Below are 18,957 nucleotides of genomic sequence, written 5' to 3' on the forward strand. Positions count from 1 at the left end.
TGTTGCACCATACATATAGCCATAGTGACCGAATATGCCCGCTGCGAGCTGTATAGCTCCAGCGGGTTTTTCTGTTTATGCCCTTTTGATATCGCTTCAGTATCCAGACAATATGACACTTACATTTCAGAACCCTGAAGGTTTTAAGACAAAATCGTCACCTGCGGCGGCAAAGCGTGATGGGGCTTGTATGGAATCCACAGACAATCAATCTCTAGGCAATCAACCACCAGCCAATGATTCAAGTGCAGCGTCAAATGCTGGCGGATTGCGCGGCGCAACAGATAAATCCAAGCCCTCTCATAGACCCAAACTCAGCCATAAACGCAAGAAAGCCAGCTTCATTAAGGCACTCGAATGCGGTGAAACGGTTTCAAGCGCGGCGGCATTGCTGGGGGTCGAGCGATCCGATCTGTATGCATGGCGGCTTGAGGACGCGGCGTTTGATGCGGCATGGGCACGCGCCTGGTCTTCTGGTGCGGATATGCTAGAGGAAGAAGCGATCAGGCGGGCGGTTACGGGCGTCGAAAAGCCCGTATTTCGGGGCGGGGAAGTGGTCGGCCATGTGCGCGATTATTCAGACAGCATGCTGATGTTTTTACTAAAGGCGCGCAAGCCCGAATTATTTGGTACGTCTTCCGCTAAGTCCACGGATAAACCAGACAATAAACAAGGCAACAGGCAGGACCCCGCAAGTGAGTTTGAAAGCGAGATTATGGCGGCAAAACAGTCGCTTGACCGCAAGCTGCTTTCGGCTAATGCCTCAGGCCCAAAAGCAAAACTTTCTAAACAACCTTAGCCCGCTTGAAACACTGGCGCTTCATTATGATTGGGATTTCTGGGCGCGGGAAAACCAACAGGAACCAAAGGGCGACTGGACACATTGGTTAATCCTAGCGGGGCGGGGGTTTGGTAAAACCCGCACAGGGGCCGAATGGGTGCGGATGCTCGTTGAAACAAGCGCGGCAAAACGAATTGCGCTTATTGCCCCCACGATCGGTGACGCGCGCCGCACGATGGTGGAGGGGGAAAGCGGCCTCATTGCCGTATCACCGCCGTGGAACCGACCGAAATTTGAACCGTCCAAATCGCAGCTTATCTGGCCCTCTGGTGCGATTGCAACGCTTTATAGCGCGAGCGAGCCAGAACGCCTGCGCGGGCCGCAGCATGATGCCGCGTGGTGCGATGAATTATGCGCTTGGGCGAACGCGCGGGCGGCCTTTGATAATTTGATGTTTGGGCTGCGGCTTGGTGCGCGCCCGCGCACCTGTATCACCACAACACCGAGGCCAATCGCCTTACTAAAGGATTTAATGGCGGCAAAGAACACCCATGTTACCAAAGGTACGACCTATGACAATCTGGATAACCTCGCGCCCACGTTCGCAGACGACATCATCAAAAAATATGAAGGTACGCGGATCGGTAGGCAGGAATTAAACGCAGATTTGCTGGAGGATGTACCCGGCGCACTTTGGACCCGCAGGCAATTGGATGCCTGCCGTATCACCGAGGGCGCGGATGAATTACCTGATTTTACCCGCATTGTGGTGGCGGTGGACCCGCCCGTTTCTGTTGGTGAAAAGGCCGATGAATGCGGGATTGTGGCGGTGGGCCTTGGGGGTGACGGCTGTGCCTATGTGCTGCGTGACGCCAGCATACAGGGGGAAACCCCGCTTGGCTGGGCCGAACGTGCAGTGAACCTGTATCAGGCTGTGTCCGCAGACTGTGTGGTCGCAGAGGTTAATCAGGGTGGGGCGCTGGTGGAAACCATCATGCGCCAGATTGATCCCCTGATCCCGATCAAGTCCGTGCACGCGCGGCGCGGCAAATACCTGCGCGCCGAACCTGTTGCCGCGCTTTATGAGCAAGGGCGGGTTTTTCATGTTGGTTCATTCATGAAATTGGAGGATCAGATGTGCAGTTTTACCAATAATGGGCATTCAGGAAATATTATAACCAAACGTTCGGTAGAAAACAGAAACCTCAAAAGCCCGGACCGACTGGATGCGCTTGTGTGGGCGATAACCGATTTGATGCTGGCACCGCGTCAGCACCTTAGAATGAGGAAACTTTGATGGGAATTTTTGATAGAATTTTCGGGAATAAAGACCGTATGGGCCAAGCTGGTGCAACGCCGAACCGCGCCCAACAGGACCATGTGTCCAAAAGGTCGGGTAAGAGTGCTTCCAATTCCTCCCCTTTTATGGAAGCGAAAGCGAGCAGCAAACGCCCGCTCACCAACCGACCGCTTTATTCCCGGATTGGGCCGGGTCAGGCCGTAACCACCCCGCGCCGGTATGATAGCCTCGCAGAAGAGGGCTACCGGCAGAATGTGATTGCGTTCCGCGCGATCAATCTGGTGGCAAAGGGCGTTGCAAGCATCCCCTTAACCCTCATGCGAGGGGACGAGCGCGTGGATGAGCATCCGCTCCTTACCCTTCTGGCCCGGCCCAACCCCCGCATTAAGGGGGTGAATTTTATGGCGAACCTTGTTGGCTTTCATCAAATCGCCGGCAACGCCTATATGCTGGCCGTAGGGCCGGACGGCAGACCCCCGAAGGAGCTTTGGTTACTTCGCCCCGACACCATGAATGTGCTGGAGGGTAAAAACGGTATCCCGTCAGGCTTCAGGCAGGCGCTTGCCGGGCGCACGCAGGATTTCAGCCCGGACCATGTGCTGCACTGGAAAACCTTTAATCCACTGTCGGATTGGTACGGTATGGCGCCCCTTGATAGCGCGGCGCTTGCGGTTGATGCGCATAATGAGGGATCGCGCTGGAACCTTGCGCTTATTCAAAATGGCGGGACGCCCTCTGGTGTCCTCTACCAAGAAGACGGGGAAACGCCGCTTACGGACACGCAATTTGAAAACCTGAAAGCACAGGTGGAGGAACATTACACAGGCGCGATGAACGCGGGTCGCCCGCTTTTGTTGGAAGGTGGCCTAAAGTGGCAGGATATGGGCATGTCGCCGAAGGATATGGATTGGGGCAGCGCCAAAAACATGAATGCGCGCGAAATTGCGGTTGCGTTCGGGGTGCCGCCGCAGATGCTCGGTATTCCCGACAGTCAGACCTATTCCAATTACGCAGAGGCGCGCCAAAGCGTGTGGGAAGAAACGATCATTCCGCTTGCAGAAGAAATCGTGTGTGAACTGAACGGTTGGCTCGTGCCGCAGTTTGAGGGCCATGATAGACTTGAGGCGCAGAAGTATGACGGGCAAAAATATAAGGGGCAAAACTATGGAGATCAGAATTCAGCGCTGAAACTGAAGCTCGATCTGGATGAAATCCCCGCCCTCGCGCACAAACGCGCCGCAAAGTTTGACCGCATCAACTCGGCCGATTTCCTGAGCGTGAACGAAAAACGCAAAGCCCTCGGCCTACCGCCGATCGAGGGTGGTGATGGTGTTGCAGGCTAGGATACACTGTCATTCCGTGACGTGATCACGGAATCCAGAATGCTTTTCTGCATATAGTGCAGGCGCAATATGAACCCAGACATCAGGTATCTGCATCAAGTATCAGGATCAAATATTGGGGGCTTCAATGAGTTTGGTCAGGCATCATCTTTTCTGATGTGTCATGGAAAGTTCACAGATGCGCGAACAATAGCACTTCACAACCCACGGATTATATGTTAACCAATTGTTAACTTTTAGATCAGGCCTATGATTTAAATCGGCGTCAGGCAGCGCCTTGTATTTTGTAACTCGCCAGTTGGGGGAAATCATGAAGAAATTTTTTGCACTTATGCTCGCGCTTTCCTGCGTCACAGCCAATGTATCAGCGCAGGCCTCAACCTTTGTTTTTGAAGGTGACGCTACTTTCAGAAATGTTGATGTGGCTAATTCGTTTGGTGTTACAAATGGCCTAACAACCAACTTTCAGGTACGCTTCGATCTAGACACAAATCAACCAAATACAGAAATCATAAACCTTAGTGGGGGCGATACAGCTTCTAATTACCCAATTAGCAATAATAGCTATGTTTTAGGGAACCGGACTTGGCAAGTACCCTCAAATTTACCTTTCTTCCGAGTTGAAGATGGAAGTTCAGATTCAATTGATGTGTTATCGTTGACGGTTCTTGATGCTGGTATAGATGTTGGAGATGGTATCGTAATTGACTTTTTGACAGTTTTTATTGGTGACACATCTTTAATTTCAAATACTTCTGCGGCTAGTGTCCGGAATTTTGTTGGAATTAATGACAATGGTGTTGGTATCCTGACCTTTTTTCTTGATTTTCCGAATTCGAGATCACAGTCAAGTGTCCGTTTTAGTAATGTTCGACTTTCTGAATTGGCTATCTCCGCAGTTCCCGAACCCGCGACATGGTTGATGATGGTGTTTGGCTTTGCGGGTGTTGGCTTGGCGCTAAAGCGCCGCCGCAGGCTCATTGCGACCACATAGCCGCATAAAATACGATTACTGAGGCTTCGTTTTCGCAGAATGCTCTCAGGCAAAAGAAGGCCCCTTCCACACTGGTTTCCAGTTTGGCGGGGGCTTTTTTTGTTGTGGACTGTTTTCTAACCATACTCTGGGTCATTCCGTGACTTGATCACGGAATCCAGTGAACTTTTCGCCCTATTGCAAAGATGCAGAATGGGTCCCGATATTAGGTATTCGCATCAAGTATCGGGGTGATATTGCGCGTGCTTTAAAATCTAAACCTTCATAACCCCCAATTTTAAATCCCCATTCATAACCCAAACAAAGGAATGCTTTTCATGGCTGAAACGCAATCATTTTCCCGTGGCGTGGTGCCATGTTTTGTAAAGAAATCCGATAATTTAACGGAAGAACCTAATAGCCCTCAGCAAGAACATAGGGGGCATGACCGCCTGAACCTGAAATTAGAGGTGAAGGCCGGCGGCGAACCCGGCATGTTTGAAGGTTACGGTGCCGTGTTCGGTAACCGCGATAACGATAATGATATCGTCCTAAAGGGCGCGTTCGCGGACAGCCTGCGTGCCCGCACGCCCGCCATGCTTTGGCAACACAACATGCGTGAACCGATCGGGCGCTTTCTTGATGTGCGCGAGGACGAAAAGGGCCTTTATGTGCGCGGGAAACTGTCAATGAAGGGCAGGGGCGCAGAAGCCTATGAACTATTGTCTATGGGGGCGCTCGATGGGTTATCGATCGGGTTTGTTACCAAGGAGGCAACCCGCGACGCCGCGACCGGCACCCGCACCATCCACAAGGCGGATTTGATGGAAATATCCCTCGTTACGTTCCCTGCAAACGAAATGGCGCGAGTGGAAAGCGTGAAGGCGGATGCTGCCACACACGGCGATGCTGCTATGAGCGGCGATGCGATCATGGATGAGCGCGCGTTCGAGCGCTTTTTGCGCGCCTCCGGCTTTTCGCGAAACCGCGCCAAAACCATCACCGCCAAAGGATTTAAAGCCGACATGAATGCACATAAGAAAGGAAACATGATGCCATATGATGAGCAGGACATTGCTGATATTGTGAATGATTTAGAATTCAAAAGGGATTATCTTTTAGATTATAGTTCTGATGTGTTTGAACGAAAGCAGAGATTGCCCAAGGGGCCGCATGCTGCACTGATTGAAGAAACAATAAGAAACATCATATCTGCATACCGTTCCATTAGACCGACACCTCAACCAATTCATATGTTAAGAGGAGAGACTAGCCAGTTTCGACTTGCATTAAATTTTGACAAAACAGGAAAGGTCAAAATCATTCCGGGTGGAAAGGGTATCCATATGTTTGAGTGTGAGGTTGTATATTGGAAGTGGACAAAGAACGGACCGAAACGAAGTAAACTGAAATTGTTTCAACGACGAAGTGCAGCACGATTAACTGAAGTATATCATGCTGGAAAAGTTAAAGATTTAAGAGAATGGCTTGGTTCTTTCCGCACGGTTTCTCAGGTTGAAAGTGCGATCTCACGAGTTAATCAAGTGATCAATACACTGGCACCACGTGGCACCATTACATACAAGGGGCCTCATTTAAGGGACCCTATTCCCGATATGGAACATAGTGAGATTGATTTCAGGATTTTGGGGCTTTAAGTATATACTATCTTACCTTACGAAGTAATAATTTTCCCAATTTTCGATCAGCTTTTTGAAGGTTGTGGTGTCACTGATATCGCTGATCAAGCCATCGCATGCCTTATATTGTAGGGCGTCAGGTTTGTCCCAAGGCTCCCGTTTTACATAAGGACGCTTGTACAGATTTTCCAAAGTGCTTTTGATATCCAGACCATTTCCAAAGCTCATGCGGTCGAACGTTAGCGTTACGTGCGGTGGATTATAATCTGCGACAAGTATAGGCCCAGGCGCGGGGGTTATAACTTCTGTGCCGGGGCTGTCTGGTTCTTCGGGGGCGCCGTATGGTTTTGCGGGGAAAACAATATCTCCGCGCTCGTTCACCAGCAATAAGGATTGCGGTCGATAAGCCATCGCATTATAGGCATCATAATAAGATTTAAGGTTGTCGATCATATCGTCGCGCAGCGTATAATGAACCCTGAGGGTGCCATAAAATTCTGTTTCGGTATCATTGCTGCTGCCTTCATACCAAAGGCAATAATCCTTTATATCAGAATAAAATATATTGAGCCTGGGCATAGCCTCCATAATATGAAGGAACGGGATTTCACTTTTGCCATCTGCATAGGGGTTATAGTCATATGCACTATATGTGTCATCCAAACCGGCAAGGTAGGGGGCACCCATTTCCCAAACTTGATTGGACATTACCTCGGATATTTCCTGTGAAGATGCACCGCTTGTTTCTGGTTTGGCTGAGGTGTTGGTCATGACAAGATAAAGCGTTAGGGCAACACCAGCTGTGACGATACTTCCGGTTAAAATACCTCTACTGAATGATGACATGATGCCTCCCCCTTTTTTTCTAAAAATGCTCCATAAACACGATCTTTGCAATTAAAAATATATTTTTACTGCCTTCATTCCTGGTATGTTTTCATGAAATGCGCCATGCGTTTATACCCATAATGGGCCGTCAGTTCCTTAGGGGTTAGAAGGTTGGTTTCAGGGCAAATTTCCGGCATTTTATTACCTGTTAATGTTGCCACCATCGTGAGCGCGGGCCAGAATATCGGCCGATTGATATAAAGCGTCAGGTCTGGATCTTTTGGTGATTGCGGTGCGCCAAAATTATCGGTATTGCCCTCAAAGTGATTAAGCCCTTCCTCGTTTGCCCATAAGTGCCCGAGCGTGTACTGATCAGCCATCAGGTTGATTTGCTGCCCGCTATTGGCCCTGAAATGACCACGCAATTGCTCTTTCGCCCTATCGGTAAACTGGACATAAAGGGATATTTCCTCCTCCAGGCGCGGGGAAGGGGTTTGGATATCAAAGATACAGACGGATTTTACCATGTCCTTTGTGATGGCCAGTTCCCCGACTGGATTGGTAAAGCGGGGGGCAAGTGACGAATGACGATGGGGTGTTGATTGCCCAAAGCCTGATATTTCCCCCTGAATTCGGCTGACATACAGAAGGCCATCATCGATATATTCTTCTTTGCCTGTTATTCTGGAGGAAGGTTCATGGAACAAGGTGAACCCCGTGAAGGCGAATAATACCCCGAGCACCAAAAATATAAACCTGTCTGTCCATGATGGCTTTTGCTCTGTTTCAAAGGATCGCATACTTTCCTCCCATCCCGTTTTGGCTTTATCAAATTTTTGGCTTTATCGAACCAAGGCCGTTCAGTATGCCTTGGTATTGTTGCCTTCATTTTTTGATCGTTTAGCTGGTATCGTTTAACTGGTATAGCGGTAACTTATAGACAAAAAGTGAACAAATAAAGAACAAATTGCGTTTTAGGCCTTGATTTATGCACCCATACTGTTATTATTCACCTTAATCGGGAATTTGATGGGGGATTTGGGCATGACGCTTTTTTCACAATATTTTAAGAAGCAAGTAGGGCAAATAGGGTCTGGCTTGCGCGCTGGTTTGGTATTGAAACACAGCGCTCTAAAACGCGGTGTTTTGCTTGTGGGCTTATTGGCTTTTGGATCGTTTGCAGCGAGTGCCGAGCATGTGAAGGTTATTCATCAGGGTGGTGAAGAAACAATCCGGGGTATTGACCTCAAAACAATGAAAGTCTGTGAGTTAAAACAGCGGATTGCCAGTTTGCTCGGTTTGAAAATTCGTGAATTTGACCTGATCGGCGGGAGTAGTAAATTGTCTCCCGGTAAAACGCTGAAGGAAGACCGTGTGTTTAACGGCAAGCGCCTGAAGGTGAAGCCTGCGAAATCTTCTTATCAATGCCGATAAACTAAACCCATCCAATTCTGTTTCTGAAAGCGCCTTTTGGGCGCTTTTTTGTTGGGTGGTTTTTTCTTTGGGATATTTGAACGCTGCGGTTCAGCAGTCCTAAGCCCATTGTTCGACCTCGCTGGCGCTCGCCTTTCACCTTTAAATGCTAATGTCATCCAAGTGCCCATCCAGCCAAATTTTTAAGCTTCAAATCATTCAATTCAACTTTAGTTTCAAACAAGGGAGGAAGCGATGCCGCTTCACGCCGTCTCAAGTGATGTGACAACTGCAACAATAGAAACAAATGCGGGCTCGCCCATGGCCTCGCTTGCGGCGCTGGTGGTACCAGCTGGTACAGGCATTTCTATCACAGGAACGGTCATAGGGGCCGCGCACACGACAGGTGATATTTTTGTTGCGTCCTTCGCAGCGCTTCTTGTGAACCTGGGGGATGGTGCAGAAATTCGCGGCATGAGTATTGCCCCCCTGCATAATGCGGGAACAGACGCAGATAACTGGCAGTTTTCTTTCGGTGTTACAGCGGGGCTGCCCAACGTCAGCCTTGATGTGCTGGGTGATGATAAGACGGTTGATTGGTGCGCGTCTTATGAAAGCGTTCAGGTAACGGACGAGTTTACTGTCACGCCCGATCATACACCGGATGCGATTGTGTTTGTGGGTGCGGTCGATGCGCTAAAGAACGCCGAAGTGACGTCAAACACGATTACGGTTACAGGGATTGATGACGGGGCAAGCTTCCTGATTGCTGGCGGTATTGCCGTGATTGACGGGGTGGATGCGGGTGATAGTGGCACGATCAATAACGGCCAAACTTTGGCACTTCGGGCTACATCCAGCCCGGATAACGATTTTACAACAAGCGTAAGCTGGGCCGTCGGAACTGAAAGCGGTGTCTGGACGATCACGACCCGTACGGTCAATGATATTATCTTTGGCGCGGATACACGCGCGGGCCACGGCGGGGTTGCCGTGAACGGCAACACAATTACTGCGGGTGACGCCAGCAACGAATTTACGATTACAGACGGTTACCTTGTCCCTGCGGGGGATGGGCTAAACGCCAGCAATTATACGTTAACGCTCAACAGTGGTGATGTTTTGAATATCATGGTTGAGGCCGATACCTATTCTGTGAAAGCGGATCAGCTTGAAATAGAGGCGGCGCTTGATCATATCGCGGCAAACGTAAACGGCGGCAAAACTGTTCGGGCACGTGCGGGCACCCTTTTGAACCCCACAGCAAATATGCTGCGCAATTATGCCTTTACGTCCGAAGTGGTTGTGACAGGTGAACAAGGGTTTAAAGTCAGCCTATCTGGGCAATCAGGGACCTTAAATATATTCAATAGTGCCTACATCACCCTAAAAGGCTTTGAAGTTGTCGGCGATGGAACACCAAAATCCGTTATGGTTAGTATACAAGGACCACGAACGATTAATTCCGGTTGTGATGGTCTGAAAATCCATGGTGTTGCCCGCGATCCCCTTGCGGATTATTCCTTGGAAGACAGTTATGAGAATAACTCTGCTATACGGACGGTGAACTCAGGGGGCTATCCACACAGCGTTTTTATCCGTGATTGTGAAGTTTATGATGTTCGCTCGGGTATCAGCGCGACCGCTAATCATAGTGTGGAAATCACCGATAATGAAATTTACAGAACCTATACTGACCCCATCAATGTTCAGGTTCAACCCCTTACCACTGGATTGTTGCAAGGGACGACAAACGTTTCCCGCAATGTGGTTTACGACTGCGTCGGCAGACCCTCGGATGAGGATAACCCTCATGTTGATTGTGTCCAATTTTTGAATTTCAATGACATTGGCCACTGGCAGAATGTAACTGTTAACCAGAATATCTTTTTCCAGACAGCGAACGCGCGCGGAAATGCCCTGCAGGGGATCGCAAATTTTAGCGGGTCCGCAAGCGCGCAGATGGAGGATATGGTCTGCCACGGCAATATTATGCTGGTGGATAGCGCGCACGGCATCACAATTACCAACCTCAGGGGCGGTAGTTTTGTCGGTAATACCTGTGTTCGCTATGATAAGGATAACCCGTCAACAACAATCGGTCTTCATCTGGGCGGCGAAAGCATATCCGGTACTTCGGCCATCGTTGCAAACAATATCGCGGAAGTGATTACACTCGGTCATGGATATTTTCATACATCCAACAACCTTGAAATTGGTCTCGGCGGTGCCGTGCATGATTATAATGCAGTATTCGACGGGAACGGCGTTGGTGGCTTTGATGCTGTCGCAGATTTCCCTTCTGTGATTTCCCAGTATGCGATGAAACCGAATGGCCCTGCGGACTTTGACGGTAGCGGCGATGCATCTGTTGGGGACGCTGGTGCACTGGGTACAGGCTTTGCAGCCTTTGGCGTGCTAAGGAATTCAGGGACAGGTTGGTCGCTTGATAGTGCCTATGTACCACTTGAGCAAATACCCACCGTGGTAACAAACCTTGTGGAACTACGATCGGCCTTTGATGCCGCAACAGGGGGTGACATTATCGAGCTTGCGGGCGGTGATTACGGCGATTGGTCCGAAGGCGCGCAAACATTTACGTCCCCCGTTTTGGTGCGAGCGCGAGACGGTGAGACCCCAATTTTTGCCCGGATGAATTTCAATACGATCAACGGCGTTGTGTTTGACGGGATTGCAGTTACAGACGCGCTCAGGGACGGCGATCCGATCACCGAAGAAATGGCAACCTTTCAAAATTGCCAGAATCTGTATTTTCATGACTGTGAATTTTACGGCGAAATCGCAGCCGCCTATGATATGCGCTATGATGCGATGGCCATTATCGACTGTAACGACATTACAATCGACGGCTGTTATTATCACCACTGCAATGGTGCAATCGGATATTCACGCGGCAGCAACATAAACCTGACCCATTTGCGGTTTGATAATGTGCGTCATGACTGCATTTTAATCGGCGGTGTTAGTAATGTTGTTGTTGAAGCGATCAATTTTGGTCAGATGATAACGGACCCAACCAATTTAGGTATCCATGCTGGCGTCTTGCAGTTTAATGATGCAGGCTCTGACCTGCCAAACTCGAACGTTATCATTCGCAATATTAAAAGCCTTCAGGATTTGGAGGAAAACTTCCCGGTCGGGGGCATTTTCATCAATGCGGGCACGGGCAGTCCAAATACAGATTTCCTGATTGAGAATGTTCTCATTCACACCCGGGACGCGGACAGTATTACGCTTCATGAAGGGCGAGACTGCGTAATCAGAAACTGTACGGTGATCGCGTCAACCGCTGATGATGCACCAACGAATACGGGTATTTTGATCGATGATAGCTGTGACGGTGTGACGATTAGGGAGTGTTTGGCCCATGCCATAACTGTGCAGACTGGCGCACAGAATATTACCCTGCAAAATAACATTATCGCTGACCAGGAATTGCGGGATCAGGATGATTTTGAAGGCAGGTTATTATTTGCACCAAACAACGGCGACCTTGCAACCGCGAAGGATTTTCTCCCGAGGCCCGATAGTATCCTAATCCCGAATAGTAGTACAAAAATCGGTTGGGGGCATTCGGAGCTTGTGACGGGCCTGCGTGCCCTCATGGCCGTTAACCAGAATGCGGGCGCTGATGCCCTTAGGGTAGATATTGATTGTCAATATACCGCGGACGTGGATGGTTTTGTCGGCGAAGGCGATGCCACATTCACCGTCGATTGGGGGGACGGAAGCACACCGGAAAATCTTTTCCAAGGATCGCATACCTATGCGGATAGCGGTGAATTCACGGTTACGCTTACTGTTGATAAGGGCGGTGTTATTGACACGCACACGCATATACTGACGGTGGTGTCACCACAATTAATCAACAATACGGACCTTTATGTAAGCGATAGCAGCCGGCATAGTCTCAGTGGCTCTGATATCACGGCCATTTCCTTTGATGGAACACCAGGGCAGGGCATTGACCTTGGTAATGCCCCAGAGCGTTATGCGTTAAATGGCCTCTTTATCCGGGTTGATTTGAGACCAGAGCGGGGCGCACTTACCGCAAGCGGCGATATTGAAACCGGAACAGCTTATATTCTTTGGGCTGCAAACCGCTATCAATTGAGTGTCTCTGCAGACAGGTTTGCCTTTGGTGTTCATGATGGAACAAGTTTTAAAACACTAAGTCTCGTGAGGAACGAGCTTGCGGCTGATGGGGTCAATCTTTTTGATGGTGCTTACCATACTGTGGAAGCGAAATGGGACGGTGATATTGGCGAAATTACACTCACAGTAGACGATATACACACGCGCACACTGGTAACGGATATTGGCCGTATGCCTGGCTACGGCGGTGCTGATAACGTTTATATTGGCCGACCAGAGAGCGATGCGAGCGACCGCGCCTATAAAGGCGATATCAGGTCGATTGAAATGTATTCCGCCCCCTTGAGGCCATTAGGATATGCTGCAGGTGAAATAATGCCTAAGACGGGTAGTGATACAGGCTTCCAGGAACAGTTGACAAACTGGTCTGTCGTTGATGATGGCGGTGATGGTATTGGGCAGAATTTGTCAAGGGCACCAGTCCTGCGAAGAAACAATGTTGATGTTACTAATGGTGAGTATGTACTGGCTTTTTTTTCTGCGGATATTCTTGCGTTACCACTTGCGTTTACGGATAGAGGGAGATTCTTTGGTTCAGCGTTTGACTTTTATTTTGATTTCTTAGGGAATGGATATTTTCATGCCGTAGTTGAAGATGTTAATGGTAATCGTATTTTCAATGAAACGCCGACGACAGCTGAGACTGGTTTCTCGATAGAGCTTGGACGAATGAATATGTTGATGGCGCTTAATGCGAATGGTCCTGGCAATATTCTTGTTCAGCATGGTTCAACGAGCATATTTCAGTTGTCATCAAATGGCTTAGGCAACCCTGTTAAGCTTGATTATAGAAATTGGGACATAGGAGGAATATCTTCCAACAGTCGCCCTGTAAATATGAATTTTGCCCGTTGTGCTTTGTGGAAACCCGATACTAATCCTTCCAGTTTGCCGCTGCAAAATATACGTGAAGATTTTTTCAATATTGAAACAGGTAAGCTAGTTGACCCTATAATTAGCATCGCGAATTATGGCATACCAATTTTTGATTTTTACGGTCCGGCATCTGTAATTAATCAAGGCTTGGACCAAAGCGGGAATGAGAATCATTTTGTCATGAATGGCTCAGTGACTGATGTATAATTACAATCTAATTTTAGTAGACATTATACGCTTAATTTTTTTAATAGTTTGCCGCCTTTAACCTCAATATGAGTGTATGTTACCCAGCTTATGAATATTACTACGGCTAGCATTAACAAATAAGATAAATCCCCAAGCCATTCATTGGTGCCAAGGTATCTTTTCCCATCTTTATAAGTAATAATTTCGAAGCCATAATTTTCTGCTAGCATTGCTAAGTTGAAAATACGTAATTGCAAAAACGTATGTACCATATAAACAGAGAATGATATTTTTCCTAAAAATTGTAATGGTTTAGTAGAGAGATATTGACTTATAATTCCTTTTTCGTGTGCAAAAACGTACACAGCAATGGCGAACAAAAATGGAGCTAACATATAACTGTACGGGCTCGGAATAAATTCCGTCATTGCAACAATTAAAACAACAATTGCTATTTCCATCAGACTGTTGGCTTCGAGTTTATATTTTTGAAAGATTTGATAGACGATTACTCCGCCGGAGAAGCCTGCGATACAACGTAATATATACCAGAAACGGCTACCAGCCTCCACAGTATCATATAGTAGACAAGGGGTTAGGATAAGAAAAACTATGAAAACAGCTCTGTGTCGAGCGAAAATAGCCAGTAACAGATATGTATAAAATTCTGTACTAATGGACCAAGACGGACCATTCCATGTTAAATGGTCATATACTCCCATTCCCTGGAGCAAGAAAATGTTTGCTAAGAACGCATCGAGAGAATAGCGCCCTTCGAAAGCCTGGCGTCCTATGCCGCTGAACTCATTCACAAAATTCATAAACGCTAGCTCAGTGAAAAAGAAGACCAATAAAATGAAAATATGCAGAGGATAGAGGCGCACAAAACGTAGCCACATAAACTTTGGAGTGGACATGCCGTCCAGTAACTTTTGTTGATAGTTGCCGGCCATCACAAAACCACTAAGCACAAAAAAGAAGTCTACAAACAATGATGCATGCCTGATGATGCTAAGATCATAAAAGTGACTGTTTGCGGAGAAATGAAAAAGAACGACAAGAATGGCACATATACCACGCCAACCATCAAGAGCTTTTATATGGTCCATAAGTCGCTTTCCCAACCGCGTGTACAACAAAGAAATTTAATACATAAAAAATATTACAGATCATAGAGTTAAATTTATTAATAAGTTGATAATCGTATCAACCTCCTTCTCAACCGGTGAGAGGCCGGTTTTCTTACGTCCAGTATTTGAAACGTCCAGTGTGATGCTGGGTGTTTTTGTATGTGTGTTTCTGTACGCACTTTTGGGCTTCTTTTCATGCGGCAGTGCAATGGTCATGCACCCAAGTGCCGCTTTTCTCATATTATGAAAGACAAGGAAATTTTCATGGAAATCAAAGATTTAAAGCATGCAATCGACGCCTATAGCGATGCTGCTGAAACTGGCCTCTCAGCGCTTGAGAGTCGTATTGACGATGTAGAAACCCAGCTTTTGCGCCCTGAAATGGGTGGCGCTGTAAAGGCATCTGGCCTTGAACTGGAGCATAAGGAAGCGTTCATCCGCGACTTTATGGTACGCGGCGACGATGAGAACCTCAAGGCGCTGGAGGCTAAGGCGCTATCGACCACACGTGACGGTACAGCCGGTTTTGCAGTCCCTGAAATGATCGATAACGAGATCGAGAAGCAGGTTCGCCGCCATTCGCCCATGCGCTCGATCTGTAAGGTCAAAATGGTTGAAACCAGCGAATATACCCGCCTTGTGAACACCGCCGATACGCAGACCAATTGGGTCGGCGAGGAGGATGCGCGCACTGCGACCTCTGGCCCTAATCTTCAGGAAATTAAAATCATCCCGGGTGAGATTTATGCAAATGCTGCGGTCACACAGCGTGCCTTAGACGACATGCAATTTGATGTGGAGGCATGGCTCACGGAAGATGTAGCGGACGAGTTTGCCCGCATGGAAGGTCAGGCGATTATTTCAGGCGATGGCACCAACAAACCAAAAGGCATTTTGACCTATCCAACAAATACAGACGAGGACAGCGCGCGAGCGTTTGGTACGATCCAGCACCTGGCATCGGGTGCAGCGGGCGGTCTACCAGCGGGTGATCCAGACGCCGCGGAATTGCTGGTTGATCTTGTGCATCTTTTAAACTCCCGTTACCGGATGGGGGCTGTGTTCCTGATGAATTCAAAAACCCTATCGGTTGTTCGTAAGCTTCAGGATGCTGATGGTAATTTCCTTTTCCGTGCGGGTATGACACCGGGGGAAAAGGGCATGCTTCTCGGTTATCCTGTAATTGAAGCTGAAGATATGGATGATATCGCGGCCGGTAATGCGCCGATCGCCTTCGGTAATTTTGAACGCGCTTACACAATCGTTGAGCGCATGGGCACAAAGGTGCTGCGTGATCCGTATTCGCAGAAACCAAACGTACAGTTCTATGCGACCAAGCGGGTTGGCGGTGCGCTCGTGAACGATGCGGCGGTCAAACTTCTGAAAATCGAAGCGTAATCGATAGGCCTTAAAATTATGAGCGTCGCGCCCGTTCTATCGGGGGCGGCGTTTTTTATTCCTTTCTCCATTTAAACCCCAATTCCATTTAAATTCCAGACCATCCAGCGAAAGACGAGGGCGATATGGCCTTATCAGCACAGGGACCGCGTGCGATCATTACCCTTGTGGGTGAAAAAGCAAAACTGAACGCGTATCAAACTTTTTCCCCCACGTTTTTGCCGCAATCCGAATATGCAAGATTGCATCTGTTAAGGCGTGGGATACTGGTGTCGAAGCCAGCCGTGGATACCAGTTTTTCTGGTCAGGGTGTTGGTGCCCTCGCACGCACTATTGGCTTTGCGGCGTCCATCAGAATGGCCAGCCGTCAGGTTTTTGCGGGTACGCGCGGCCTTTATCATCTGATAGGGCGATCAGCGCGGCTTGAAGTCGGGTTCGGTTTTGCCGCGGTTGGTACACTGACTGCGGCTAAGGTTTCAGGCGGGGTTGCGTCGCTGCAAACGGCAACTACCCAGCGTCTTATGGGGGTGCGTGCCAGCCTGACTTTGCTGGGTAGGGCCTCCAACTTTATCATCGCCTCTAGTACCCGAATTGTGGGTATTCGGGCGCAGATCAGGCTTGTTGGTCGTATCGCGTCTGTAACGATCGGCGCGGGGGTGCAGCTGACGGGATTACGCACAACGCTTTCGCTTGTTGGTGCCAATGCTGCCTTGCAGTATTCATCCAATTTTATGGATCAGGGTTTATCAGCAGGGCTCAGGGTTACAGGGCGCCGTGCGATACTCAGACTATCAGGGTTCGGTAGCTTGTCGCTTGATCGGCAGGTGATCCCCTTCAGGCATACTCGCATGGTTAAGCCAGAGGTTATGCGCGCGATTAAGCCAGATCGCCGCCGTCGCAGTCTTCGTGCATAAGCGCACAAAATATATTCCCTTTCTTATCTTTTTCACTTTTCTCAGGAGACACTTCATGTCTGTTGGACCCTTTCAGGTTTTTGACGAAACGATTGAAGCCATGGGCAAAGGCACCCTCGGCGACCTAACGGCAACATCGCTTACAGCGGTTCTTTTGGATGCGTCCTATAGTGCTGATCTTTCAAATCACGCGGCCTTCGCGGACATCAGCGGCAATCAAATTACGGGTGGTACCTACGCGCCGCTTAATATTACTGGTGCCGTCTATAATGATATCACGGGCGGATTTAATTTCGATACGGCTGATATCAGTTGGGGGCTGAATGCCACCATCCCGGATTGCCGATATCTTGCGATTGTGGTCGGCGATAGCACATCCCTCGCGCCCAGTAACCTGGTGATTGGCTTTCAGGATTTAATCACTGAGGGCGGCAGCGTATCTGCAACCAACGGCGAATTTACCGTACAGGCACCCGCAGGTGGCTGGTTCGAGGTAACACGCAGCTAAACCCTATTCCCTTTAATCCCTAATTTTGAAGGGAGAAAAAATCATGACGGTTTTTGCAAAAGACCCATCGTCAGAGGTTGATTTCAGCGTTGATTGGTCCGATTGGCTTGTGGACGGTGAGGCAATCACCAGCACCGCATGGGCGGTTGCACCAGTGGAGGAAAACGGCCTTATCCTCGGCGTGAATGTGGATAACGGCAATGCGCGCGGGGTTTACACATCGGGCGGCGTTCGGGGCCATCGCTACCGCCTTTCCTGCCTCATTGGCACCAGCGATAACCGCACGGCCGAGCGCAGCCTCAGCATACGTGTGATGGAGCTATAGGATGGCATATTCAAAATACTATACTGATGGCGGCTATGATGGTCGGGGCTATCGTTACTCGGGTGCTGCGACGCTCAATTGGCAAAACGCACCTGACGGCGTGAATGGCCCCAAGGGCGATCCGATTTTGCTCGCGGAGGTGAAGGATCACCTGCGCCTAAGCCACGAGGACGAGGATGCTTACATCGGTAGTTTGATCGCGGTCGCGGTGCAGAAAATAGAGCAGCATTTTGGCCTCGCGCTCATGGAGCGGCATGTGGACATTACGATTAATGGCACATTGCGGGATCATATTTTCAGATTACCCGTGCGGCCCGTAAGCGAGGTGATTTCGGTAACCAGCATTGACGGTGATGGTGCAGAAGTGCCCGGTGAAACTTTGGGTGAAACGATAATTCCAGCAAGCGCTTATTCGCTCCAGCCGGGGTTGGGCGCACGGTTAATTTTCAAAAACTCCAACCTTACCTACGGTGTTGGACATGGTTTTATTCCGGTACCGCGCCAGCAATCGCTTCGTATTCGTGCTCGCGCGGGTTTTGGCCTTAGTCATAATCTGGTGCCTGCGGATATTCGCCATGCGCTTTTGATACTGACGGCCTATTTTTATAATTACCGCGGTGACGATAGTGATAACCCTTTGGCAGATGCGATGGCAAAATCGGGTGCGATGGCCCTGATGGCGCCGTACCGCGATTACCGGTTGTAGGGGGCGGGTGTGAGAGAGCGAGCATTCGGCAAAAGGCGGGAGCGCATAACCCTGCTGTCGGCCACACGCACGGTCGGTGACGGCGGCAGGGCGGAAATAGAATACGGTGAAATCGCAACGATCTGGGCATCGGCAGAAAGCGTGGAACGCGCGATCAATGATTTCGCGGATAAGGCCGAAATGGCGGCGGTGATCACCTTCACCGGCCATTATGCAGAGCGTTATTTTAAGGCAAGGCGGCTTATGTGGCGCGGGCGCACGTTCCGTATCACAGCCATCACCGAACCCGATCTGATGCGCCGTGATCTGGAATTTTCAGCAGAAGAAATATTCAGGTGATGGTGTTGACTAGCGCTTAGGGACCATTCCCGGCTTGATCGGGGATCCATGTTTCAATCAGAACAAACTTGATGGAATTTATTGATGCTGCTGGATACCGGGGTCAAGCCCCGGTATG

16 protein-coding genes are annotated in these 18,957 nt (G+C 49.1%); 13 read left to right on the forward strand and 3 right to left on the reverse strand.

Annotated elements, in window-relative coordinates; genetic code table 11:
* The first annotated feature begins 112 nt into the window (after window positions 1–112).
* The 5 genes from KFF44_RS04555 (at window position 113) to KFF44_RS04575 (ending at window position 6,055) form a co-directional block, all read left to right on the forward strand.
* Window positions 113–799 (forward strand): hypothetical protein, encoded by a 687-nt coding sequence (locus KFF44_RS04555; RefSeq protein ID WP_255937695.1) that lies wholly within the window; start codon window positions 113–115, stop codon window positions 797–799.
* Complete coding sequence (locus tag KFF44_RS04560) at window positions 759–2,078, forward strand: DNA-packaging protein (protein ID WP_255937696.1); 1,320 nt, start codon at window positions 759–761, stop codon at window positions 2,076–2,078. The genes KFF44_RS04555 and KFF44_RS04560 overlap by 41 nt, the downstream gene beginning before the upstream one ends.
* On the forward strand, window positions 2,078–3,424 hold the full coding sequence (locus KFF44_RS04565; protein WP_255937698.1) for a phage portal protein: 1,347 nt from the start codon (window positions 2,078–2,080) through the stop codon (window positions 3,422–3,424). The genes KFF44_RS04560 and KFF44_RS04565 overlap by 1 nt, the downstream gene beginning before the upstream one ends.
* Before the next feature lie 310 nt (window positions 3,425–3,734).
* The gene (locus KFF44_RS04570) at window positions 3,735–4,418 is read left to right on the forward strand and encodes a PEPxxWA-CTERM sorting domain-containing protein (RefSeq protein WP_255937700.1); all 684 of its coding nucleotides are present in this window, start codon (window positions 3,735–3,737) and stop codon (window positions 4,416–4,418) included.
* 317 nt (window positions 4,419–4,735) lie between these two features.
* Window positions 4,736–6,055: an HK97 family phage prohead protease gene (locus KFF44_RS04575; RefSeq protein WP_255937702.1), complete on the forward strand. Its 1,320-nt coding sequence runs from the start codon at window positions 4,736–4,738 to the stop codon at window positions 6,053–6,055.
* A gap of 12 nt (window positions 6,056–6,067) precedes the next feature.
* On the opposite strand, the gene KFF44_RS04580 is transcribed toward KFF44_RS04575, so the two are convergent.
* Window positions 6,068–6,883, reverse strand: a complete 816-nt coding sequence (locus KFF44_RS04580) for a hypothetical protein (RefSeq protein ID WP_255937703.1) — start codon at window positions 6,881–6,883, stop codon at window positions 6,068–6,070.
* Window positions 6,884–6,957: 74 nt separating this feature from the next.
* A complete protein-coding gene (locus tag KFF44_RS04585; RefSeq protein ID WP_255937704.1) occupies window positions 6,958–7,665 on the reverse strand; it encodes a hypothetical protein in 708 nt (235 codons plus the stop codon).
* Between the two features lie 244 nt (window positions 7,666–7,909).
* On the opposite strand from KFF44_RS04585, the gene KFF44_RS04590 reads away from it, so the two are divergent.
* Window positions 7,910–8,299, forward strand: coding sequence for a hypothetical protein (locus KFF44_RS04590; protein WP_255937706.1), 390 nt, complete (start codon window positions 7,910–7,912; stop codon window positions 8,297–8,299).
* A gap of 234 nt (window positions 8,300–8,533) precedes the next feature.
* A complete protein-coding gene (locus KFF44_RS04595; RefSeq protein WP_255937708.1) occupies window positions 8,534–13,537 on the forward strand; it encodes a PKD domain-containing protein in 5,004 nt (1,667 codons plus the stop codon).
* Window positions 13,538–13,560: 23 nt separating this feature from the next.
* On the opposite strand, the gene KFF44_RS04600 is transcribed toward KFF44_RS04595, so the two are convergent.
* Window positions 13,561–14,628: an acyltransferase gene (locus KFF44_RS04600; protein WP_255937710.1), complete on the reverse strand. Its 1,068-nt coding sequence runs from the start codon at window positions 14,626–14,628 to the stop codon at window positions 13,561–13,563.
* Between the two features lie 285 nt (window positions 14,629–14,913).
* Between KFF44_RS04600 and KFF44_RS04605 the strand changes: the two genes are divergently transcribed.
* From KFF44_RS04605 to KFF44_RS04630, 6 genes are all read left to right on the forward strand, one after another.
* On the forward strand, window positions 14,914–16,047 hold the full coding sequence (locus KFF44_RS04605; protein WP_255937712.1) for a phage major capsid protein: 1,134 nt from the start codon (window positions 14,914–14,916) through the stop codon (window positions 16,045–16,047).
* A gap of 125 nt (window positions 16,048–16,172) precedes the next feature.
* Window positions 16,173–16,961 (forward strand): hypothetical protein, encoded by a 789-nt coding sequence (locus KFF44_RS04610; RefSeq protein WP_255937713.1) that lies wholly within the window; start codon window positions 16,173–16,175, stop codon window positions 16,959–16,961.
* Window positions 16,962–17,016: 55 nt separating this feature from the next.
* The gene (locus KFF44_RS04615; RefSeq protein ID WP_255937714.1) at window positions 17,017–17,469 is read left to right on the forward strand and encodes a hypothetical protein; all 453 of its coding nucleotides are present in this window, start codon (window positions 17,017–17,019) and stop codon (window positions 17,467–17,469) included.
* A 43-nt stretch (window positions 17,470–17,512) separates the two neighbouring features.
* Window positions 17,513–17,794, forward strand: coding sequence for a hypothetical protein (locus KFF44_RS04620; protein ID WP_255937715.1), 282 nt, complete (start codon window positions 17,513–17,515; stop codon window positions 17,792–17,794).
* A gap of 1 nt (window position 17,795) precedes the next feature.
* Window positions 17,796–18,500 carry a head-tail connector protein gene (locus KFF44_RS04625; protein ID WP_255937716.1) on the forward strand — a complete coding sequence of 235 codons (705 nt, stop codon included), beginning with the start codon at window positions 17,796–17,798 and terminating at the stop codon, window positions 18,498–18,500.
* A gap of 9 nt (window positions 18,501–18,509) precedes the next feature.
* Window positions 18,510–18,839, forward strand: coding sequence for a head-tail adaptor protein (locus KFF44_RS04630; RefSeq protein WP_255937718.1), 330 nt, complete (start codon window positions 18,510–18,512; stop codon window positions 18,837–18,839).
* The last annotated feature ends 118 nt before the right edge of the window (window positions 18,840–18,957 follow it).

Source organism: Kordiimonas sp. SCSIO 12610, assembly GCF_024398015.1.
Classification (GTDB): domain Bacteria; phylum Pseudomonadota; class Alphaproteobacteria; order Sphingomonadales; family Kordiimonadaceae; genus CANLMI01.